Source organism: Paenibacillus sp. FSL R5-0928 (assembly GCF_037970385.1).
In the GTDB taxonomy this organism is placed as follows: Bacteria; Bacillota; Bacilli; order Paenibacillales; family Paenibacillaceae; genus Paenibacillus_AQ; species Paenibacillus_AQ odorifer.
The window spans coordinates 2,114,035-2,132,317 of the sequence record NZ_CP150225.1 but is presented as its reverse complement, the minus strand read 5'-3'; the positions used below and the strand labels follow the sequence as shown (position 1 = coordinate 2,132,317).

The following is an 18,283-nucleotide window of genomic DNA, read 5'->3' as shown; positions in this document are numbered from 1 at the left end:
TCATCACTCCTTTGTATATTGTAGCGATTCAAGTAGTATTACTAGCTGTTCCATGGTTAGGTGCTTTTCGTCATAACCTGTGAGTGCCTGCTCAATAGTAAGCAATGCAAGATACGAATCTTCTGCTTTATCTAGTAAACGGTTAATATCATCTGTACTCAGGTTTATTGGGGCTGACTTCTTCAGGATGTACGTACTACCTGAATCAACTGCTCGCAACTCCTTGATTCCATTCTTTATGAATGCTAGGACATCATCCCGACTAAATGATCCTCCGGGTTCCCCATCCACTGTAGGGTGGTTATGGGTGACGATGCTCTTTTTAAGTACTTCAGGTGGTTTGATCTTGGTAATATCGACAGATGCCTTATCGCCCTTAACATGGATAACCTCACCTTCTTTAGTGAGAGCAATAGCATGTTCTTCTGTAGCGTTCCTGATGGCTTGCTCAGCATCCTTTACATAGTTGCGGACGATATCAGGTTTAGACAGATCGATATTACCTAGTTTACGCGGAATGTCTGGCTGCAGCTTCGGTAGATCCATCTTACTGAGATTAATCAGCGGTGGTGCAGTCTTTCCGGTTTCATCATACCATTTCTCAGGTTCCTGGGTATAGATGCTTTTCTCAGGAATTGGAATATCCCTTGTTGGCCCACCTGGAATTTCAATAGTAGGTAATGGAGTTTCAGGTGTCTTCTTGGATGGCACCTCCGCGGTAACCGCATCAGAGGCTTCAGGAGCATATTTCTTTTCCCACTCTGGATATGTTATGTCCTCTGGCACTTCGTATGTCTTACCGTCCTCATCCCGAGCTACCCTCTCTTTGATGTTGTCATCATAGTGAGGAATAGTAGTTGATCGACAGAAAGCGTGCATAGGTGGATAATTGACGTTAACCTGAGCATCTTCAACATCAAATACTTTACCATCTAGATCTCTGCAAGTAATGGAAGTAAGGCTGTCTAGTGTGGCGGTGTAACGGTATTGCTCTACCCCAAGTTCTTTGTAGCCAGCTATACGAGACTGACCAGCGAAGTATGCTGATTCCGTCAGTATTAACCGCTCTGCATTCTTCCGTGACACATCGAAGCGTTTCATAAGCTGCTCTATCATTTGCTTAGAGGTATCACCACTAATAAGCCCCTGACTAAAGATGTTACGAAGCGTTCCGGTCAGCCTGACGCGATCAGTCCATATACGTTGTGAGAAGTTGCTACCGTCTGCCGCCCATGGAGCAGCTAGAATAGCTTCGAGCTGCCGCTTATCTATCTTAGAGAATGACGCTCCAATGCCAATACCCTTTTCTAGTTCAAAAATACTTCGATAGTAACCATCCTTATAGACGTTACCTAGTAGCTCTGTTGTGCCTGCCAGACGCTTAGCTGATAATTCTTCGACATGTTGCTTCATCTGCAATTGAATGGATTCTAGGCGGGTAACACGTACTCTAATGCTGGCATTCTCTAGTTCCTTCATCCACCGCTGATCTATGGCGTTCTCTTTACCACGAGCAATGTAATCCTCAACGGTCCATTTGAATTCTTTGAGCTCGCCTGCTTTGAGAACTTGCTTAGCAGCGGATAAGCTAACAATCCCGTTATTATCTGCGAACCGCTGATAGAAATTGTTAACGTCCATCTGGATAGATATCTGAGCCTTGCGGTATTCCTTATTCATTGCCTTTGTGAATGGTACACCCTTATTTAGAAGTGACTCATTCAGTTGCTCCATACGTTTGGACCAATAGGCGGCTGATTTCATTCTTCATCAACTCCACCGCCCTCTGTAGGTGCAGGAATTACGAACCCGCACACAGGTGATCCATAACATTCGCCACCCTGTACAGAAGATATCAGACTAGCTAATGATTCAATATCTTCTGCGTCTATGGTACTTCCGGCTTTATATGTTTCAATTGCCGATCGAGTCATACCTTGAATCAACTCATTTACTAATGCCTCAGTCTTCTTTGTTATCGCCATTTGTATCACCTCCTGAGGAATTATCATTAGTAGGGAGTCCATATTCATCCATTTTCGCAAGACTTGCGGCCTCTTCAGCTTCCAGACGTTTCAATTCTTCCTTTACATCGGTAACCCACGGATGGTTTGCTACTTGTGTTTCTTTGGATACGATTCCCTCACTGTTCTTCGCATCAGTGATAACCTGTGATTCATTAATGACGATATCTCGGTTAAATAAGAAATTGACTGTCTCTTCTGAGAAGTCATTCCCCGTGGTATTAAAGATATGTTTATCAACGAACCACAAAAGTTGCTCAAGTGCTGCTTGGAACTCGTTTTCGATATCGTTAGCATCCATATCCAAATCAGCATATAAGAATTTCAAAGCTTCCCCGCTCGGTGCTGTTGCAAATGAATCCGCTTGAGTATCTACCCCGCGACCGAATTCATATATATCAGACCGGGTCATTTCCGTATGGAGCTTATAAGCCTCAGTGTTGATATTGACATCCATAGTTTCGACATCAGCGCCATCTTCTGCAGTTACCTTAACAGATCTATAAATCATCAAGTTTCTCCGGAACTCACCAAGATCAGTTCCATCATATCCCTTAAGTTTAAATATGCTGTTGGGAATGTCTTCTAAGTTATTGCTGTTATCAGACTTGCTTCTATCATAGTCATCTATCAGCGATTTAAGTAAGCTGATCAGCGGTAACTCGTCCTCATTGTATTTAAAGCAAATGAAAGGGATGCGCTCCCAGTTTAAGGCATGTTCAGCTTTTTCAATCCCGTCTATAGCAGCAAAATGACTGCTGAACTCGCCCAATTCCACATCCGGTATCAGTCCGCTTGTTGTCGGTAGAGCTGTACTACCGGTACCGATCACATAGCGGTTAACACCTTTCGAGTGCCAGAATTCAACCTTTTGGATAGTTGTTTTCTTTTTCCCCTCATATACTTCAACCTCATATACACGGATAATCGCATCCAGTTCGGTATGAGCGGCGTCTTTCCATAATGGTATAATTTCTTCAGAAGGCAGCTTCTTAAACCGGAAACGGCCTTCTTCGTCGTAATAAACATGCAACCAAGCGCGGCCCTTCTTGCTACTTTCTTTCAACAAGCTTTTTAAGAGTCGCTTAAACCCTTTATCAAATATTCCTGTCAAAAGTTCATCATAAACTTTGTTCTTGGTCTGTATGCTCATTTCCTTACTCAACAGATAGCCAGCTTTCTGGTCAATAAGCTTCCGCAAGAATCCATGGACGATCTTGTTATTAGCTAGGTTTTTAGCTTCTATTAGCGCCCCGCCTTCTCCAATGGTCATTCGCTTACGTTCTAAGATATCTGCCTTATTCCGATAGTAGCGTTCACCAGCAAGCATATCCCTACGTTCCTGAGAAGATAACCAGTCATCGATTTCCTGCTTAATAATTTCTTCGTCTGTCATAGCCGACTTTGCACCTTTTTCAATGATCTGGATAACCTCTTCTGTGGTACTCAAATAGGTTTCCTCCTCTCCTATTAATCAAATGAGAATGCATCAGGCTTACGAATTTGTTCCATAGCATAACGCAACGCATCCATAGCATGGTTAAAGTCATCAACTGGTTTTTTCGTGAACTTCCCAGCTTTATTTTGTTCCCATACATAGCTTGATAGCTCTATGCTGACATTCGGGCATTTGAATTTATGAACTATGATTTCATACTGCTGAATGGTCTGAATACCAACCTTAATGCTATCTCCGCCCTTTTCAGCAGGTCTTATCCTACCGATCCCGAATCCGCGAATTTCAGCGATGGACTTCGGTTCTGAGGAATCCGCAATGATACGCTCCTTAGAGTAGCCTTTTTCTTTCAGCATATCGGCAATATCATCGTTCAGCATTCCATGCTCATAGTGTTCATCGAAGATATACAGCTTCTTTTCCTCTTTGTTAACCAGAGCGCATACAAGAGCGGTAGGGTCATTCGTATAACCAAAGTCGAGTCCAAACACTGCCCTGTAACCCTTTTGCTTGGCAATGGTTCGGTAATCAAACTCTTCTTCCCGCCAGTCTTCATATATAGCACCTTCAGCAATACCCCAATCTCCGTCACCTTCGACCCTGTGCCGCTTAGGCTTATGCTTCTTCATCCATTCAAATAATTTGCGGTCCTCGTCTCCCAGGAACTCATTACAGCGGTATGTTGTAGTATCCACGAATGTATCTGGGTTCTCGGTATCAAAGAAGCGATGTTTCAACCAATGCTTTTCATTCCATGGGTTAAAAGTAATCGTTAGCTGCTTATAATATCCTTCAGGCAGCAGACCACGAATAGACATATCCACCTTATCGAAATCATCTTCGTTAAGGATCTGATAGGCTTCTTCAAACCATGCCCAACACAAATATCCGGTGTCCACCGTAATAGAGGTGATTGACATCGGATCATCTAGGCCTCGGAACAATATCTTTTGTCCTGTTGGCTTATATATAGCTTCCAGCGGGGATTTCTTGAAATGCCACTTGTTACCTACACCCAACCTATTAGCCGCCCATTTGAGTTGCGCCCACGTCGAGTCTTTATGTGAGTTGAATGTCTTACGAAGCACCAAGGTATTAGCAAGTGGGTACTCCATCATCTTTGCGATGATCGATAGAGCAGCTGTCACACTCTTTTTGGAGCCCCGTCCTCCCTTTACAACCCGATAGCGTCCTTTAAAATGCCAGAACTTTGCGTATCCCTTACCAACGGTCTCCTGTAAGCTGATAACCTTACTCATGGAGATCATCCTTTATGAATACGACCTCAGATTCGACTTCTTTACTGATGGCTGCAACCTCAAGCTGCATCTTCTGGACTCGGAGTTTAGTCTCTTCATCCATGTAGCCTAGATATTTCTCCAGTTCTTTCAGGGCCTTCAATTTATCGTAGAACTTAATACTGACTCCATCGCGCCCCTGCTTAACCTCGCTTATTAGCGTTCCGTCAACTTCATAACTGTTTTTAAAATGTACGAAATCAACGGTACGGGTCAACTGGACACCTTCTTGATCTAGCACCGGACCATATTCATTCAGCACGGGTTCCTCAGTCTGTCCAAATTCAACATAATCTGAGGTATCAGCAAAGGCGATCTTAAGATATTCCGCAATTACACGCTGAACACTTAAACCAAGTTCAGAGGTAACAGCCTCTTTATGCTCTGCAATTTTGGCCTGTACCTTAGGTTTTCTAAGGTTCTCCCATCCAATTACATAAGCAGTCTTCTTACTGTAGCCTGCTGCCATTGCTGCACGAGTTGCATTGAAGTCTCTGAGGTATTCAAGAATGAATATTTCTTCCTTCTCCGTGAGTTTTGCTGAGTCGCTTTTATCCGGGTCACCCCTAGCCGCTATCTTTTGGCTCTTGTTAACCTTTGGATTCTTTTGTTGTACAACACTCTTCTTTGGCTGTTGTACAACGTTATTTGATAATTGTTGTACAACACTCCATTTATCACGCTGCTTCCAGACGGCTACCTTCTTTTCGTCAATTTCCAGTTTCTCTGCTATTTGCCTGTTTGTTATTTCCCCACCGTGTTCACGCCATATCTCTAGTGCGCGGTCACGGTTTGGATCGCGTGCTCTTGGCATTACATTATCACCACCCCCGTATTTAAGGCATGAAAAAAGCACCCTTACCGGGTGCTATGAATCTGCGCTAACGTTATAAACACTAAAATTTTTGAAAACAGCATCTTGAATAGTATCCAATTCTTTTAATGCCTTATCCATAGTTGAGAAACTGCCCAAAAGAACGTTTGATCCTACCAAGTTATAAATTGAATCGGATTTATAAGGGTTTTCTCTTTTGACTTCAATACTATCAGTCTTTACCAGGACCTCTCTCGATTGCGACCTTATCCACATACATGTCACCTCCCTACGACATCATATTTCGACGTTCAGGAAGGATTTTCCTGCTACTATTTACCCATGTACCTTACTTCGCCGTCACCTCTGCAGCTTTTGGGGTTTAGATTATGGGCTATTCACAATACAAAAAGAGACGCTTTTCAGCGACTCCCACTCCCTACGCACTATTCACTATTCACCTAAAAAAGTAATTCTGCAAGTATGACAATAAGAAGCGCTATTGCGGAACCTACCAACAACCATTCGCCTTCGCCCACTTCTGAAAAGTCATATTTCTTATCTTCATCGACCGATATCTTGTTAAGTCCATTGTTTTGTCTACTCTTTACATATGCATTTGCGATTTCTTTCGAAGTTTTACGCACAGCATAATTAAACGGTTTCCTCATAGTATCCACTCCCTGAAATCATATTTCGACATTAGGAAGTATTTACCTGCAATAAAAAAGCCGCCTATTGGCGAACTTGAAAATTAATATATTCAGATAAGCTGGTGCAATGCCTCTTCATTTATTAAGGCACGTATATTACTTTCACCAATTACTAACTCTGGGCCTCTTCGCAATGCTATTGTAATGAGAACATTGAGAATGTCCACTGTTCTATTGACAGTAGAAATTGCATACTCATTTGCCCTTTCCTCAATAAGACCATAATCATCACCAAAGACTTCCTTTGCCTTCTGTATTATTTCGAGGTACATCTTTCCAACCTCCTAATATCATTTGTATCTATAATAACATAAATGGTCGAGCTCAATTAACCGTGAGCTCATCGGCTGGCGTGGATTTTTCACACACCATTCATTATAAGAGCCGAACCGTTAATAGGTTCCTCCTATATATAGGTGGCAGGCGTACGGCAAGATTAGACACATTGGAGAAATAGACTCATTCCCTTGTTAATCTCTACTTTGGTTGTAGCGCGATCCAGATAAGATTGTACTGTGCTTTTTTTAGTATCAAGTTCTAAAGAAATCTGTTTTAGTGACATTCCACAACCGTGGTGTAGAACGAAGCATTGCCTTTCTCTCTCAGATAAATTGTGCATGGCATCCTCAATAGCGTATTGTTCATGAGGTTGTAAACATCGTCCTTCCTCTTCCTCCTGTTGAAACTCTACTTCATAGGCTGTGAGATATTCCATCCATGCAGGATCCCATACACTAGTTCGTTGAGCTCCAGATCTTCTATCAATCGTTCTTCGCCATCCTGGAGGGTATCCTGTTTCCATCCATTCAATAGAATAATCTAGATCACTTATAATTGCGGACATCATATTTTTATCTAATTTGATTGGTTCCATCTGCTTACGTAAGAGTTCACGCTCATTCCTATCTTTGGAGTCTTCTATTTTCTTCTTCAATGGCTCAAGTTCTTTTTCTAGTGAAGCGAGCTTTTTATTCAACTTCCCCTTAGTGTCTTTATAACTCGCAATCAACGCCCGATCATTCATCATTAACCCTCAACTCCTTTGTGATATAATCGACTTGAGGATAAAAGCTGCTATTGCCCTGATGCGTCAGGGCTTTTTTCTGTATAAATACCTTCCACCAACATAGAAAACATCTTCATGTTTGTACTAATAGGATATGTGTTATACGTATCTTTGAATCTAACCCAGCTTGGACCCCACGCCAGTACATTTACAGGCTCTCCAGGGCTTGCAGTAAAAATAAATTGTCTATGCCCGTCCGACAATGCTTTTTGAGTGTCCTTGTATCTCATTGTCTGTACCCTCCCTCGGAAGGTTGATATGGGCATAGTGAGTGACCTCATGGAGTTCAATAAAGTTATAATCGTCTCTCCATACCTTTGTTTGGTTATTATAGTCTGCTGTCCATATGCAATCCCCGTCCTCTAAGACAATATAATGGCCGGATTCTTTCGGCGGATTCTCCGGGTCATACTTTATCCAATTGATCATAGTGTCTTGTTCCTCTCTTTAATGGGAGCAGATTATGTAAACCTTATCTGGCCCCCGTTATCACTGGGATTATTCGGTCTGACTCGATGGCCTTCGGCCAAATAAATCACTTTATCCTGAACCCGCCTGACTTTTCAGCGAAATCCGCAAATCCTTCCACCTTTTCAATGGTTTCAAGAGCAGCCGGAAGACTGTAAGTTTTCACGAAATCCTTGTTCCACTCTTCCATTCGAGTTCTTTCTTCCTCGCTTAGCGATTCCCATTCTTCACGTTTTCCGCGCTCGACACTGGCCCAGCCTCTTGCCACAGCCGCCATCAAGCAGGCGTTTTTCTTAGTAACATAATATCCATCCATAGACATTGGACTGGCGCCTCTTTTATCAGGATAGTAACGGTAAGATGCTGGTCTGATGGAATTTCCAGCCCCGATAACAAGGCCAACTCCAATTTCGAGAAGAATGTACGGCCAGAAGAAAACTCCATAACTGATTCGTTCAACATCCTTTTTCCTTGGATAAAGATCATACGGCATATCCTCTTCTCCCCCTTATACCTCTATTAGTTCTGGATTCTCGTAGATGTTGCCGATGACTTCCCATTTCACTAAGTCCTCGCGATGGTGATAAAAATTATTCAATCCATTGCTGTCTAAGCAAAACACACCCTCTGTGAATGTTATCTGATAATCTGCTGTCACTCTTTCATGCCACCGAATAATATCCCCTTCGCATATCTTTCGGCCGTTCTTGTCGTTTAATCCTGTGTATTGACCTACTGTATTAGGATCAACTTCATAATCAGTGAAATACGTGTTGTACCCTTGGGTAGATACTGTCTCTACAACAATGTAATGCTTCTCTTCGTCATGTCTATAAGCATAGTACCCTTCGATCCACTCACTATTATCAATACGTTTACCACGGAACTTAATCTCTCTGCCCATCGTGTATCGTCTCCTTTGATTGGGGTCTCAGCCCCCTAAATGTCACCTGTATCAACGAATCTTTGCAGTATTTTGATTATTTCTTTAGCCTGATCCTGATTAATGTGCATCCTTGTACTCAGCAATACGCCCTCCGGTAAGGCATACGGAACCCAGCCCGTTCCACCTTGTGGTGTTTGACTTGCCATGATTTGCGGATTGGCATCACTGACTCCGATCCATATAGCATCCTCTGTAGCCAAGGAAGATTTCTGTATTGAGCATTTGTCTCCGTATAAATCCTCGAATTCTATAATGGCGAATCCTCTGTTTGTTTTTCCCGTTTGCATTGTCTCAGCCCCCTTATAAGTTCATCCAGCCCTGCGGCCTCCGCTACGCTAAGTAGTGCGGTCGAATCGGAGGCCTAACGGCCGTTATAAGCCCAGTACAGCAAGCAGCACACATTTACAAATCGCTTCCTGAGCGGTCTTTGCTTGAACAGTACAATCCTTACCTCCCGGCATGTACGGTCTGGCAATCCAAGTGCCAAAGCTTGTTGGGTACACTCCGATTTGATGGCGGTCCATGATTTCCGGCTTTTCGAGCACTTCCCATGCTGCGGATATATCAGCCGACGGATTAAAATAGTGTGGCCGCCAATCCATTATTTTTTCATCAACTTCATACACCCACGTAAATGATTCGCCTACTGGTTCCTTTTTCATTTTGAAAATATGATGCATTACAAGCTCGTTTAACTTCTTTCCTGGCTTCATCCCTTGTATCTCTTCCCTTGTGAGTGTCATTGGATAGCCTCCAATACTTCCACTGTGTTCCTAAATATCGCTGCCAGATCGTCGCTGTATCGGAATCGCTTCTGGTTCAAATCAATGCTTTTCATGATATCTCCATCTGTATGCCGCATTGTCGCTGCCCTCCAGTCGCAGAACATTTCGATAATGTCCAACAGGTTCATTTGCGTAATGTCCGACTCCTCTTGGAACTGGCTGTACATACATACATCGCAATGATTTGGCATGGCCTTGTACTCTTTGAAGCAGCCATTGCAAACATATTTCTTAAAGTGTTCCGGATGATGGCTGTTAGCTGCGTAATGATGCTTCAGCGCTTCTCCCATGCCCTGCAAGAAACCTTTATATTCGTCTGAACCATAAGTGCTGTCCTTAAGCTTCGGCGTGTATTCGGTAAATATCTCGATCTCTGGTGATTCCAGTTTCGATTTATCGTGGACCAGTGCCCGTTTAATTAGGTCATTGGCTACGATCATCATGAACTCGCGGACTTGACTGATATGCTCCTGAGTGTCCTTGCGGCATTGCTCTTGTGTGTACTGTGTCATTGGTTATCACCGTCTTTATAAGTAATAACAACCTTATCGCCTTGGATTTCTACACACACCAACTCGGAATCTGTATCAATACCGTTTTCATCCAGGAACAACGGTATCGGGACAATTACTTGCTGCTTGGTAAAGTTAAATTTCATGATAAATCTCCTTCTTCCAATGCTTTTTTGGCAATGTGATAAAACGGATTTGGCGCTGCTGCTTTAATTTTTTCTAGTGCTTCTGTCATTATTTTCAATCTTCCTGCCCGTTCATTTGCCAATTCTGAGTAATGTATTGCTGTTTGTTGCCTTATGATTAATTTAGCTTCATACTCTTCCAGCTTGTTCTGCAAACGCTCCATCTCTGTTTCGTATTTGCCATCCTGGAACATGAGTTCTTCGCCTGCAATCTGTTTGCATATCTCATTCAGACGCTCAGCTTCAGCCTTATATTTGACCAAATCTTCTAATCCTGTAAGCATCTCGATAATTGAATCGCTCGCAAGTGATCCATATTTCTCAAACGCCCGTTTCATCTGCGCAATCCGTTCAGGATTCATGATCTATTCGCCCTCCTTGGGTGCTGGGGTATCTGGGTAAAGGGTGGCTAAGATATCATTCAGGACTGTATCAATCTCGACCATGTTCGCTTCACCGTGATACCAAGTCCACTTTAAAGCTTCTTCAATTGCCTCCTTCAGCTGCCGTTCCCGTTCTCCGCGCTCTTTGGCTTCTTGGAGCCAGTAAATTGCTATATCCTCTTCTTTTGTGGGTAGCTTGAATAGCTGAACACGCTCTTTTTCACGAAGTATGAACTCCATATCATTTTGCCAGTCCCTTTGTGTCATTGGACTTCCTACCCCGCAATAATTTCGGTGCCATGTACTGCAAATAGTCTCTGGAACGTGCTTATTGAGCATTTCGCCTGTCCACTTGGCTTTTGATATGTGACCGTACTTCCGTCAACTGAAAGGACCGTGCGCTCTACAGGATCTTCATTTTCATACCATCGGAACCGGTAGGTTGCACCTTGTATAATTTCAGGCCGCAATAACTCCTTCACTCTTTGGTCAATTCGTTGGTGTGTGGAAGATTTAAATTTGCTCATGTGTTCCTCCCTTAGTGGGAGAGGAGGGATACTCCTACTCCCTTAATGATCTGAATGATCTCTTACGGCTCGCGCCTATTCGGTCGTTACGGGGGCCTTCGGCTTAGAATAACTCTAGTTGTCCTACCAACCCTGCGGCTCGTGGATTGATCCAGAGTACTTCTGTTCGGCTTTGTCCTGTTTCTATGACTTGCTGCCGCTCTTCCCGTCTCCATCCTTGCAAAAGCTCGTTATACAGACTGTTTTCATACCCACTGAGGAAAACTGGACCTTCATGAGCTATCAGAGTTTCAAGCAACTGAATATGATCTTCGTCCGTCATCTCATTGTCATAGATTGTTCCGTTACGGGTTTCTAACAAGTATGGTGGATCCGCATAGATCAAAACGTCCGATCTGTTGTACCGATTTATCACCTGCAGCGCTGGTCGATTCTCGATCTGTACATCTTTTAAACGTTCAGCAACAGCCGCTATTTTATCTGGTAGGTTGTTCCACTGTTTCACACGGTATGAGTCATCTGGCGTCCCTCGGCATTTCCAACCTGATATAGTTCCAGTCTTAACACGAATGCTTTGCCAGCAGCGAACAAGGAATTGTCGTGCATTTTCAAGATCCGAATCCCCTCCGGCTTGGCAGGAAAGGTATTCTTCTCGGCTGTAAGGCGTCCAATATACCGCCTGTGATAATTCTTCCGGCTTGTCTCTAATCACCCGAAAGAGATTGACAACATTTCCGTCCAGGTCATTCACAGTCTCTAGTACAGCTGGCGGCTTATTGAACAATACCGCCCCACTGCCAAAGTACGGCTCTAAGTAGGTTGAATGCCGTGGCATGTGGCTAATAATCCAATCAGCCATACTCCATTTACTGCCCGGGTAGTGCAGGACGCGCTGAGCCTTCATCCTTTCTCCCCCTGTAGCGTGATATATGCCGCCTCTGCCCTCTCTCGGGGGCAAATGTTTGTCTTATCCTTTACCTGTGTCAAGACCTACCCTCCCCGATCCAATCCGTTACAGCACTGTACACTTCGTCAGGCAAGTTATTTCCCATTTGAGCGCTGACCATTTGTACACGAGTGCAATTCAATTTGGCTGCCAATTCAGAAAAATTCAGCCGTTCTATCTGTCTCTTTCGATACAATGCTTCTTTTTGCTCTACGGTCAATTTCATGCCTTGTCGCTCCCTTCCTTATTCAAGTACTGACCAAGCGAATGCTGCTGTCCTTTCGTCTGTAGTGTCTTGAGATATTTTAATTAGTGCATCGTGGTATCTGGCTATAATCCGTGAATGACCCGTTATAATTTTATCCTGAGTTTTTATTTGTTCATGTTGTCGGGCTATGGTCTGCTGTGCCTCTGCCAGCTTTCCTTTAACAAATATCAGTTCGTTGTAGTATTCAGAGGATCTGGCACACTGTTCATCGTGTACCGCGAATATCTTGCGTTTATCCTCTTTCAGATCATTAACCTGTTGTTGTGACTCTTCTAGAGCAGCCAGCAGGTCCATAGAGATTGATTGCAACGTATCGTTTGATGCTATGGATAACAGTTTTTTAGTTTCTTCGATTTCTTCTGGTGTCATAGGATTAGTCATCGTCCGTATCATCCTCCTCGTTATATAGATTGTCTGGGTGTTGGCGGCTGTGGCGTATGTCCTCAAGCATACAAAGGATTGTCGCGTGCTCGGATAGCATTCCGGCGCGCCCGGAGTATTTGAGCCTATTCAGTTCGTTTCCTCCACCGCGCCGCGGCTTCGTACCATGCTTCTCAATCCTACGGAGCTTCCGACGTAGATACTGCCGCCGCTTATCCATACCTTGCAAGAGCAGTTCAAGTGTTTCTTCAGCAGATCTCATTCCTAATATCCATTGGATTGACGATCATGGTTTACTTTGTTCTTTGCTGTATAGGCTTCAGTGATCTGTTCAAATGAGAAGCCAAGGCGTTGCTCACCAAGCGAGTAAAAGCAAGCCAGTGCTCCCCGGAAAAAGTGACATTGCTGATCTTTGAATCTTTCGTATCCTCCGACCAAAAATTCGCTCCCAACGATCATTCCGACATTGTGTAAAATCTCCGTGAATAGAACAACCGTTTCTAATTCCGCTACATCATCCGGGATGTATAAGCGATACGCCGGAAGGTCGAGCTGTCGTGCGATACTCAGGAAGAAGTGTAGGCAGTCTACGTATTCTTCGAGTAGAGGATTGTAAGCTTCTCCGCGCTCGACACCAATATCATCTGCGCCCAAGCTCCGCACGGCACGAGTACGCGGTTTCTGATTCTTGCTCCAATGCTTGAATCCGCGCCATTCATTCGCCAGTTCTCCGATTTCTACCTGAAGAGCTAATATCGTATTAGGCAGCAGGTCAATGCCTTCAAGCCCCTTTTCTTTGATGATTCGTGCATCCAATACTTTCTGCATTTCATACATTTGATCGAGTGTTAATGTGCTCATACTGGTTATGTCTCCCTTGAAATGGATTTTTTAAAGCGCTCGACTCCGGCTAGTCTCCCAAAAATGAACTCTTGATCAAGCGGCGGCGTATATGGATTTTCGCCCTCTTGTGTACGATAAAGGTAGGCTGCTATGCTGGATGCCTTGTATCTTTCCATAGCCAGTTTATAATCAAGGATCATGTTGGCAATCTCTTCTGGGCTCTCCTTAACCAGCGCATGTCCGGCACCGGGAATCGTGACATCGGTATAGACTTTGTAAGTTCTAAACACTACATCTACCGGAATGAATACAGGCGTTTCACTTGCGATATCTCCGCGCCCATTTAGAAGTACTTCCGTGAGTTTTATCATGCTTATCAGCTCCTTTATAGGAAAGAGGGTAGTTAACCCTCTCTCAAGATCGCTTAATCGTATTCAGGGTTGCTAAACTCTGTTTCATAGTCATCCATAATGACCTTCGTGCCATGCGTGTAAAGTTTAAACAGCGTTGCTTCAAGTCCGTGCAGACCGCCCATAATTGCTTTCTTATCAAATGTCTTGTCGGAAATCTGTACACTATTGACGCTTCCGTCTGCATCAAGAACCAGGCGGTATTTACAGCGATAAGTAGGTTGATCGGGTTGTGGGTCAAAGTAAATGAAGGCGAGTGTGCTGTAATTTTTATCTGCATGGACCGTGATCTCTTTGTAATCCTCATACTCGAGTTCCCCAATTTTGAGTTCGTCCTCAACCATTTCTTTGATAATTTCAGAGAAATTAATTGACTCTTGCTTCGTTCCCAGTAACTCCTGCAACTGCTCCTGCATTTTGGCAACACCAACATCATGAACAGATCTTTCCAGTTCTGCTTTGATAGCATCGAGAATCACGTGGTTATAAGATGGAATATCCAATTGTTCAAGATTAATCTGTAGCTGATTTTTTACGGCTTCTTTCAATCCCTTGCCGAAATCGCTCCAGCTTCTCAAAGAGTCTTCGACAACATCCTTAATGGTGTCTTCAAGCTGCTTTTTAATAATTTTTTCTACATACCCTTCAGCGTTCAGTTCTGCCAATTTATCATTAATAATTGCGTTCATATCCATGCTCATCGTTTATCTCTCCTTATGGGCAACGCCCGAATTTGTTTTAAACTCCCAACTCCCGCATTTCTGCATCCTCTGTAGCATCCAAAGTGATTGATGGCATGCCATCCCATAACTCTCGAATCTCATTAGCCTTAGCAATTACTGCTGCTTTTTGCTTTGGTGTTAATACGATATCCATAGCCTCTTGATAATGGTTTTCTGCCTTGGTATAAGCTCGTGTATGCAGTACATTCATGTACCGCCAAAACTTATCGTTACTCAGGGATTTAATCCGCTGGAAGTGTCTGCGCTGTTCTGTTTCAGTCATTCCACTAATCGCCTCACGTTGTTATATGAATTTACTAATCTTCAAATCGGTCATTAGGATGGTAAGATCCCTGTGCAGCATAGCCATTAAGAGCATCAGTAAACATTGATGTGAAGGTATTCAGATCCTTAGTTTCTAAGGATTCCAGTAATCTAATTTCTTTTACTCGAAGATCCCTACCAGCTGCCGTTGCGATTAGATCCGCTATAGGTTCAATCTGCTGCAGCCGCTCATCCCTTGCTTTCTCCAACTCAAGTTGCTTGTTTAACTTGTGGTTGTGTTCATTCCAGTCTTGTTCATCAAACCAGAAGTAATCGCCGTATTTATTCCAAAACACTGAAATCCAGTACTGCAAGAGCTCTTCATCCGTTTGGATAATGTCATGGCAGACCCCACAAAGGCGTAATCCATTTGTCTTAACTCCCCTGCCCTTTCTTCCTCGTGGCATTACATGATGTGTTGTTGTATCCGGGGCAGTTTTACAATGTGAACATTTACCGTCAGCCTCTGCAATCAATTCCTTAATTACTGCCGCTGGAAACTCACAGCGCTGTTTTGAACTTTTACCTGGCTTGTGTTCTGCGAATATCTTTTGCTTCAAAGGAGATACCTCTTTCTTCTCCTTCTTCCGCTGCCCTAAGCTGCTTGTCTTCTTGGGTTTCTCTTGTTTCTGCGGTTTCCAGAAAGTTTTATGAGGGGTTTCTTGAACCATGCTACACCTCATCTCTCTTTGATTTTGTTTAGTAGGTTGTTCTATAGATAATTGCTCTGCCTCCCACTCACATTCAGTACAACGATATAAGTCCGGAGTTATTTCCCTCATATCTGATCCACACTGGAGACATACCAGAATCATGATCCTCTCTCCGCTTCTGCAAGTTCGCCTGGCGTGAGCTGGCTTACTTCGATCTGTTGTTTATCCCGAGCGTACAATGGAGCATAGCTATAAGGTGGAATTGCATTTCGTACATGAAGATAAGCAATAGGCTGTTCGGTAGCTTCCACATGAGCTTTAAGTTGCGCACATCGATATTTTGGTAGGATTGCCCATCCTTTGGGACGTTCTGGACGCCATCCGGGACCGCCTGTGATATAAAGTGGCTTACCACATTCTGCAGCTTCGTTACGGGTCAGCCAGCCATTTCTATCAGGCATTCTTCTGAGTGTCCTCGAACCAAACTCTATCAACTGTAGCTAAATAATCTAGTGGCATGCTTCGTCCTGAACTAACTTCATAGGCATCTATCTCCATGTTATCTAGTGTCATACTCTTACGCCCTCCACGAGCTGCCTCCATCTTGTATGCTCTCAGTGCAGTAAACGGGAGAAGATATGTTTTGCGTTGTTTTCTAAACTCCACTAATACGAAGCATAGTGCTCCAAACTTATGGCACTTCTCTAAATGTTCATACTGATGATCCTCAACCTTCTTTAGGTCAAATCGATCAAGTTCTTGAATTGACTTAGCTTCAAAAAATAATGCTCGTCCTCGATAAATGCCGTCATAATCAACTGTTGACTTAGCTTCAAAGAATCCTGCAAGTACCTTTGTTCCTTTACTCTTTGTTACCTTTACTGGCGTTGATCGCTTATTGATGACGGCTAATTCTCTATGTTCATAGGATTTATTTGTGAAATTAATTAAGTTTTCAAAAGCTGCACCTCTATTTCCTTGAGCCATCTTTACCACCCTTTCTAGGAGTCCGCGGCGGATCAAGTACATAACGCAAATCATCAATCATCAGTACACTCGGGACTTCCTTGTGAATTTTAACTACCGTTGCGATCTTTTTATATTTTTTACCAACCTCGTAATGTGTCATTTCGAATCTTTCCTCGCTCTTTTTGGAGTTTCTAATTCACGTTTTTCAGCTATTTGGTCAATCATGTCTTCAATCCTTGCCCGTACAACTTTTTGGCTAGTTGATAACCCAACACCTGCAGTAGATGCCTCTGAGATAATTTTAGCTACGATATGGTCAGCTGCGGCCAGATGTTCAAAAAGTCGATATTCCAAGGATTCAAAGATTCTATCGAATTCATTTAGCAAGTACTTCTCCCGGCGTTCAGCAGCAGTCATAATCACCACACCTTTTCTCGCTTGCGATTGACGAGTAGCATTATAAGCTTTTTTATTTTTTCTCTAGCTATGAGTTCTTTAGTTGCGTGGATTCGTATGTCATAGTCAAGTGATTCATCGTTTATGATCTGCAAAAGTTCAGCGTCAGTTCGACAATTAAGAAAGGTCATCGATGTTTTGCCTCCTTCTGTTCTCTTTCTCTCGCCGCTTTCATTTCCTTTGCCCGTTGCATTGAACGTTCTAACTCTTCAGCGCTAACCGATTCAGCACCAGCATTTGTTGTAATTTCAAGCTTTGGCTTTCCACTCGGTGTACTGCTATTTCGTTTTGTCTGCTGTTGTGCTCTCATATGCGTTAGTATTTTTGGATAATGTTCTCTGAGATTAGTAGGGCTAAATATGATTGTCCGGTAAAAGTTTTCGTTCAGACCGTATTTGATAACTTCGCCTAACTCAACCTCTGGGATCTTATCTCTTTCAAGTATCAATCTGAATGTGTCCGCCCAGTTCTGAAAGTTAGGCTCCTTGATTAAATGGCTTGTCCCAAGTTGGAGAGCATTCTCATAGGCCAATTCATGAAATCGTTTAGCCAGTTTATAGACTCGGTCATCCTCGGAATAAACGCGTTTAGCGTTTTTCTGAGAGGAAGATTTTTTTAATTCTTTTTCTTGTTCATTCTTGTCATTCTTTACATTCTTGTTTATATTGTTGGGTTGCCGTTGCTCTCGCGTAGGCTTCGCGTCCGTTTCGTCATTGCCTTCGTCGTTGCTTTCGTCCTCACCAGAATCTTGATAAACGCTGTAGTTAAGCACTTCTACAAGCATTCCGTGCGTTGCTTTCGTCGTTGCAATCATCGTTGCTTCCGTGTCGCTTTCGTGACCCCCTCCATCGGGTTTTCGTAGAAAGCTCAAAACCTGATATACTTGGTCCTTTGTCGGCCGTTCTACTCGGGCTCCTACATGCCATTTACAAGCTTCAATGATATCGGGTATAGAGGTACTAATTTGCCCTCGTTTAAGCCCCTTGTATTGAGCATGTTGCGCTGAGATAAGCAAATACATCCAGACCTTCAGATACAGCGGCGGCTTATCCCAAATGGCGCTTTCTATAATCTTTCGATGTAGTTTGATCCAGCCGTCCATTTCACCACCTGCTTACTTTTACATTTTCATGA

At 43.3% G+C, this 18,283-nt stretch carries 32 protein-coding genes; all 32 read right to left on the bottom strand.

Going from position 1 to position 18,283, the window contains the following annotated elements:
* Positions 1-3: 3 nt before the first annotated feature.
* The 32 genes from MKZ16_RS09160 to MKZ16_RS09005 all read right to left on the bottom strand — a co-directional run bounded on the left by MKZ16_RS09160 (position 4) and on the right by MKZ16_RS09005 (position 18,251).
* Positions 4-1,764, bottom strand: a complete 1,761-nt coding sequence (locus MKZ16_RS09160) for a minor capsid protein (RefSeq protein ID WP_076104524.1) — start codon at positions 1,762-1,764, stop codon at positions 4-6.
* Complete coding sequence (locus MKZ16_RS09155) at positions 1,761-1,985, bottom strand: hypothetical protein (RefSeq protein ID WP_076104523.1); 225 nt, start codon at positions 1,983-1,985, stop codon at positions 1,761-1,763. Before MKZ16_RS09155 ends, MKZ16_RS09160 begins: the two co-directional genes overlap by 4 nt.
* Entirely contained in the window at positions 1,963-3,474 is a 1,512-nt protein-coding gene (locus tag MKZ16_RS09150; RefSeq protein ID WP_076104522.1) for a phage portal protein, read from the bottom strand. Before MKZ16_RS09150 ends, MKZ16_RS09155 begins: the two co-directional genes overlap by 23 nt.
* Positions 3,475-3,494: 20 nt before the next feature.
* Positions 3,495-4,739 carry a PBSX family phage terminase large subunit gene (locus MKZ16_RS09145; protein ID WP_218642588.1) on the bottom strand — a complete coding sequence of 415 codons (1,245 nt, stop codon included), beginning with the start codon at positions 4,737-4,739 and terminating at the stop codon, positions 3,495-3,497.
* Positions 4,732-5,592: a terminase small subunit gene (locus MKZ16_RS09140; RefSeq protein WP_076104520.1), complete on the bottom strand. Its 861-nt coding sequence runs from the start codon at positions 5,590-5,592 to the stop codon at positions 4,732-4,734. Before MKZ16_RS09140 ends, MKZ16_RS09145 begins: the two co-directional genes overlap by 8 nt.
* Positions 5,593-6,053: 461 nt before the next feature.
* Positions 6,054-6,263 (bottom strand): hypothetical protein, encoded by a 210-nt coding sequence (locus MKZ16_RS09135; protein ID WP_076104518.1) that lies wholly within the window; start codon positions 6,261-6,263, stop codon positions 6,054-6,056.
* 92 nt (positions 6,264-6,355) lie between these two features.
* Positions 6,356-6,577 carry a hypothetical protein gene (locus MKZ16_RS09130; protein WP_076104517.1) on the bottom strand — a complete coding sequence of 74 codons (222 nt, stop codon included), beginning with the start codon at positions 6,575-6,577 and terminating at the stop codon, positions 6,356-6,358.
* 164 nt (positions 6,578-6,741) lie between these two features.
* Positions 6,742-7,332 (bottom strand): sigma factor-like helix-turn-helix DNA-binding protein, encoded by a 591-nt coding sequence (locus MKZ16_RS09125; RefSeq protein ID WP_051491328.1) that lies wholly within the window; start codon positions 7,330-7,332, stop codon positions 6,742-6,744.
* Positions 7,333-7,379: 47 nt separating this feature from the next.
* Positions 7,380-7,601 (bottom strand): hypothetical protein, encoded by a 222-nt coding sequence (locus MKZ16_RS09120; protein ID WP_076104516.1) that lies wholly within the window; start codon positions 7,599-7,601, stop codon positions 7,380-7,382.
* Positions 7,602-7,906: 305 nt separating this feature from the next.
* A complete protein-coding gene (locus tag MKZ16_RS09115) occupies positions 7,907-8,332 on the bottom strand; it encodes a hypothetical protein (RefSeq protein WP_076104515.1) in 426 nt (141 codons plus the stop codon).
* 15 nt (positions 8,333-8,347) lie between these two features.
* Positions 8,348-8,743: a YopX family protein gene (locus MKZ16_RS09110; protein WP_076104514.1), complete on the bottom strand. Its 396-nt coding sequence runs from the start codon at positions 8,741-8,743 to the stop codon at positions 8,348-8,350.
* A gap of 35 nt (positions 8,744-8,778) precedes the next feature.
* A complete protein-coding gene (locus MKZ16_RS09105) occupies positions 8,779-9,072 on the bottom strand; it encodes a hypothetical protein (protein ID WP_076104513.1) in 294 nt (97 codons plus the stop codon).
* A gap of 84 nt (positions 9,073-9,156) precedes the next feature.
* Positions 9,157-9,528, bottom strand: coding sequence for a hypothetical protein (locus MKZ16_RS09100; RefSeq protein ID WP_076104512.1), 372 nt, complete (start codon positions 9,526-9,528; stop codon positions 9,157-9,159).
* Complete coding sequence (locus MKZ16_RS09095; RefSeq protein WP_076104511.1) at positions 9,525-10,082, bottom strand: DUF5662 family protein; 558 nt, start codon at positions 10,080-10,082, stop codon at positions 9,525-9,527. Before MKZ16_RS09095 ends, MKZ16_RS09100 begins: the two co-directional genes overlap by 4 nt.
* Entirely contained in the window at positions 10,079-10,228 is a 150-nt protein-coding gene (locus MKZ16_RS09090; protein WP_179090001.1) for a hypothetical protein, read from the bottom strand. The genes MKZ16_RS09095 and MKZ16_RS09090 overlap by 4 nt, the downstream gene beginning before the upstream one ends.
* Positions 10,225-10,629 carry a hypothetical protein gene (locus tag MKZ16_RS09085; protein ID WP_076104510.1) on the bottom strand — a complete coding sequence of 135 codons (405 nt, stop codon included), beginning with the start codon at positions 10,627-10,629 and terminating at the stop codon, positions 10,225-10,227. Before MKZ16_RS09085 ends, MKZ16_RS09090 begins: the two co-directional genes overlap by 4 nt.
* Positions 10,630-10,632: 3 nt before the next feature.
* Positions 10,633-10,917 (bottom strand): hypothetical protein, encoded by a 285-nt coding sequence (locus MKZ16_RS09080; RefSeq protein ID WP_076104509.1) that lies wholly within the window; start codon positions 10,915-10,917, stop codon positions 10,633-10,635.
* An 8-nt stretch (positions 10,918-10,925) separates the two neighbouring features.
* The gene (locus tag MKZ16_RS09075; protein ID WP_076104508.1) at positions 10,926-11,177 is read right to left on the bottom strand and encodes a hypothetical protein; all 252 of its coding nucleotides are present in this window, start codon (positions 11,175-11,177) and stop codon (positions 10,926-10,928) included.
* Between the two features lie 103 nt (positions 11,178-11,280).
* Positions 11,281-12,081 (bottom strand): DNA adenine methylase, encoded by an 801-nt coding sequence (locus MKZ16_RS09070; protein WP_076104507.1) that lies wholly within the window; start codon positions 12,079-12,081, stop codon positions 11,281-11,283.
* Positions 12,082-12,160: 79 nt separating this feature from the next.
* Positions 12,161-12,349 carry a hypothetical protein gene (locus tag MKZ16_RS09065; protein ID WP_076104506.1) on the bottom strand — a complete coding sequence of 63 codons (189 nt, stop codon included), beginning with the start codon at positions 12,347-12,349 and terminating at the stop codon, positions 12,161-12,163.
* Between the two features lie 18 nt (positions 12,350-12,367).
* On the bottom strand, positions 12,368-12,772 hold the full coding sequence (locus tag MKZ16_RS09060) for a hypothetical protein (protein ID WP_076104505.1): 405 nt from the start codon (positions 12,770-12,772) through the stop codon (positions 12,368-12,370).
* On the bottom strand, positions 12,765-13,034 hold the full coding sequence (locus MKZ16_RS09055; RefSeq protein ID WP_076104504.1) for a hypothetical protein: 270 nt from the start codon (positions 13,032-13,034) through the stop codon (positions 12,765-12,767). The genes MKZ16_RS09060 and MKZ16_RS09055 overlap by 8 nt, the downstream gene beginning before the upstream one ends.
* Before the next feature lie 2 nt (positions 13,035-13,036).
* Positions 13,037-13,633: a dUTP diphosphatase gene (locus tag MKZ16_RS09050; RefSeq protein ID WP_076104503.1), complete on the bottom strand. Its 597-nt coding sequence runs from the start codon at positions 13,631-13,633 to the stop codon at positions 13,037-13,039.
* A 5-nt stretch (positions 13,634-13,638) separates the two neighbouring features.
* Positions 13,639-13,986, bottom strand: coding sequence for a hypothetical protein (locus MKZ16_RS09045; protein ID WP_076104502.1), 348 nt, complete (start codon positions 13,984-13,986; stop codon positions 13,639-13,641).
* A gap of 53 nt (positions 13,987-14,039) precedes the next feature.
* Complete coding sequence (locus MKZ16_RS09040) at positions 14,040-14,726, bottom strand: hypothetical protein (RefSeq protein ID WP_256715463.1); 687 nt, start codon at positions 14,724-14,726, stop codon at positions 14,040-14,042.
* A gap of 37 nt (positions 14,727-14,763) precedes the next feature.
* Complete coding sequence (locus MKZ16_RS09035) at positions 14,764-15,030, bottom strand: hypothetical protein (protein ID WP_036684298.1); 267 nt, start codon at positions 15,028-15,030, stop codon at positions 14,764-14,766.
* Between the two features lie 34 nt (positions 15,031-15,064).
* A complete protein-coding gene (locus MKZ16_RS09030; RefSeq protein ID WP_076104601.1) occupies positions 15,065-15,742 on the bottom strand; it encodes an HNH endonuclease signature motif containing protein in 678 nt (225 codons plus the stop codon).
* Positions 15,743-15,882: 140 nt separating this feature from the next.
* Positions 15,883-16,185, bottom strand: a complete 303-nt coding sequence (locus MKZ16_RS09025; protein ID WP_036684300.1) for a hypothetical protein — start codon at positions 16,183-16,185, stop codon at positions 15,883-15,885.
* Complete coding sequence (locus tag MKZ16_RS09020; protein WP_076104501.1) at positions 16,178-16,711, bottom strand: Holliday junction resolvase RecU; 534 nt, start codon at positions 16,709-16,711, stop codon at positions 16,178-16,180. The genes MKZ16_RS09025 and MKZ16_RS09020 overlap by 8 nt, the downstream gene beginning before the upstream one ends.
* Complete coding sequence (locus MKZ16_RS09015; protein WP_179090000.1) at positions 16,695-16,853, bottom strand: hypothetical protein; 159 nt, start codon at positions 16,851-16,853, stop codon at positions 16,695-16,697. The genes MKZ16_RS09020 and MKZ16_RS09015 overlap by 17 nt, the downstream gene beginning before the upstream one ends.
* Positions 16,850-17,110: a hypothetical protein gene (locus tag MKZ16_RS09010; RefSeq protein ID WP_036684308.1), complete on the bottom strand. Its 261-nt coding sequence runs from the start codon at positions 17,108-17,110 to the stop codon at positions 16,850-16,852. The genes MKZ16_RS09015 and MKZ16_RS09010 overlap by 4 nt, the downstream gene beginning before the upstream one ends.
* Positions 17,111-17,276: 166 nt before the next feature.
* A complete protein-coding gene (locus MKZ16_RS09005; protein ID WP_076104500.1) occupies positions 17,277-18,251 on the bottom strand; it encodes a hypothetical protein in 975 nt (324 codons plus the stop codon).
* Positions 18,252-18,283 lie beyond the last annotated feature (32 nt).

Excerpts from the sequence above, each read along its gene's own strand:
- MKZ16_RS09110 (WP_076104514.1), bottom strand. The coding sequence starts at position 8,743 with ATGGGCAGAGAGATTAAGTTCCGTGGTAAACGTATTGATAATAGTGAG.
- MKZ16_RS09060 (WP_076104505.1), bottom strand. The coding sequence starts at position 12,772 with ATGACTAATCCTATGACACCAGAAGAAATCGAAGAAACTAAAAAACTG.
- MKZ16_RS09005 (WP_076104500.1), bottom strand. The coding sequence starts at position 18,251 with ATGGACGGCTGGATCAAACTACATCGAAAGATTATAGAAAGCGCCATT.
- MKZ16_RS09025 (WP_036684300.1), bottom strand. The coding sequence starts at position 16,185 with ATGCCTGATAGAAATGGCTGGCTGACCCGTAACGAAGCTGCAGAATGT.
- MKZ16_RS09045 (WP_076104502.1), bottom strand. The coding sequence starts at position 13,986 with ATGATAAAACTCACGGAAGTACTTCTAAATGGGCGCGGAGATATCGCA.
- MKZ16_RS09075 (WP_076104508.1), bottom strand. The coding sequence starts at position 11,177 with ATGAGCAAATTTAAATCTTCCACACACCAACGAATTGACCAAAGAGTG.
- MKZ16_RS09050 (WP_076104503.1), bottom strand. The coding sequence starts at position 13,633 with ATGAGCACATTAACACTCGATCAAATGTATGAAATGCAGAAAGTATTG.
- MKZ16_RS09160 (WP_076104524.1), bottom strand. The coding sequence starts at position 1,764 with ATGAAATCAGCCGCCTATTGGTCCAAACGTATGGAGCAACTGAATGAG.
- MKZ16_RS09135 (WP_076104518.1), bottom strand. The coding sequence starts at position 6,263 with ATGAGGAAACCGTTTAATTATGCTGTGCGTAAAACTTCGAAAGAAATC.
- MKZ16_RS09030 (WP_076104601.1), bottom strand. The coding sequence starts at position 15,742 with ATGGTTCAAGAAACCCCTCATAAAACTTTCTGGAAACCGCAGAAACAA.
- MKZ16_RS09115 (WP_076104515.1), bottom strand. The coding sequence starts at position 8,332 with ATGCCGTATGATCTTTATCCAAGGAAAAAGGATGTTGAACGAATCAGT.
- MKZ16_RS09035 (WP_036684298.1), bottom strand. The coding sequence starts at position 15,030 with ATGACTGAAACAGAACAGCGCAGACACTTCCAGCGGATTAAATCCCTG.
- MKZ16_RS09040 (WP_256715463.1), bottom strand. The coding sequence starts at position 14,726 with ATGAGCATGGATATGAACGCAATTATTAATGATAAATTGGCAGAACTG.
- MKZ16_RS09090 (WP_179090001.1), bottom strand. The coding sequence starts at position 10,228 with ATGAAATTTAACTTTACCAAGCAGCAAGTAATTGTCCCGATACCGTTG.
- MKZ16_RS09105 (WP_076104513.1), bottom strand. The coding sequence starts at position 9,072 with ATGCAAACGGGAAAAACAAACAGAGGATTCGCCATTATAGAATTCGAG.
- MKZ16_RS09100 (WP_076104512.1), bottom strand. The coding sequence starts at position 9,528 with ATGACACTCACAAGGGAAGAGATACAAGGGATGAAGCCAGGAAAGAAG.
- MKZ16_RS09140 (WP_076104520.1), bottom strand. The coding sequence starts at position 5,592 with ATGCCAAGAGCACGCGATCCAAACCGTGACCGCGCACTAGAGATATGG.
- MKZ16_RS09065 (WP_076104506.1), bottom strand. The coding sequence starts at position 12,349 with ATGAAATTGACCGTAGAGCAAAAAGAAGCATTGTATCGAAAGAGACAG.
- MKZ16_RS09080 (WP_076104509.1), bottom strand. The coding sequence starts at position 10,917 with ATGACACAAAGGGACTGGCAAAATGATATGGAGTTCATACTTCGTGAA.
- MKZ16_RS09010 (WP_036684308.1), bottom strand. The coding sequence starts at position 17,110 with ATGACTGCTGCTGAACGCCGGGAGAAGTACTTGCTAAATGAATTCGAT.
- MKZ16_RS09130 (WP_076104517.1), bottom strand. The coding sequence starts at position 6,577 with ATGTACCTCGAAATAATACAGAAGGCAAAGGAAGTCTTTGGTGATGAT.
- MKZ16_RS09125 (WP_051491328.1), bottom strand. The coding sequence starts at position 7,332 with ATGATGAATGATCGGGCGTTGATTGCGAGTTATAAAGACACTAAGGGG.
- MKZ16_RS09145 (WP_218642588.1), bottom strand. The coding sequence starts at position 4,739 with ATGAGTAAGGTTATCAGCTTACAGGAGACCGTTGGTAAGGGATACGCA.
- MKZ16_RS09155 (WP_076104523.1), bottom strand. The coding sequence starts at position 1,985 with ATGGCGATAACAAAGAAGACTGAGGCATTAGTAAATGAGTTGATTCAA.
- MKZ16_RS09055 (WP_076104504.1), bottom strand. The coding sequence starts at position 13,034 with ATGAGATCTGCTGAAGAAACACTTGAACTGCTCTTGCAAGGTATGGAT.
- MKZ16_RS09095 (WP_076104511.1), bottom strand. The coding sequence starts at position 10,082 with ATGACACAGTACACACAAGAGCAATGCCGCAAGGACACTCAGGAGCAT.
- MKZ16_RS09070 (WP_076104507.1), bottom strand. The coding sequence starts at position 12,081 with ATGAAGGCTCAGCGCGTCCTGCACTACCCGGGCAGTAAATGGAGTATG.
- MKZ16_RS09015 (WP_179090000.1), bottom strand. The coding sequence starts at position 16,853 with ATGACACATTACGAGGTTGGTAAAAAATATAAAAAGATCGCAACGGTA.
- MKZ16_RS09120 (WP_076104516.1), bottom strand. The coding sequence starts at position 7,601 with ATGAGATACAAGGACACTCAAAAAGCATTGTCGGACGGGCATAGACAA.
- MKZ16_RS09085 (WP_076104510.1), bottom strand. The coding sequence starts at position 10,629 with ATGAATCCTGAACGGATTGCGCAGATGAAACGGGCGTTTGAGAAATAT.
- MKZ16_RS09020 (WP_076104501.1), bottom strand. The coding sequence starts at position 16,711 with ATGGCTCAAGGAAATAGAGGTGCAGCTTTTGAAAACTTAATTAATTTC.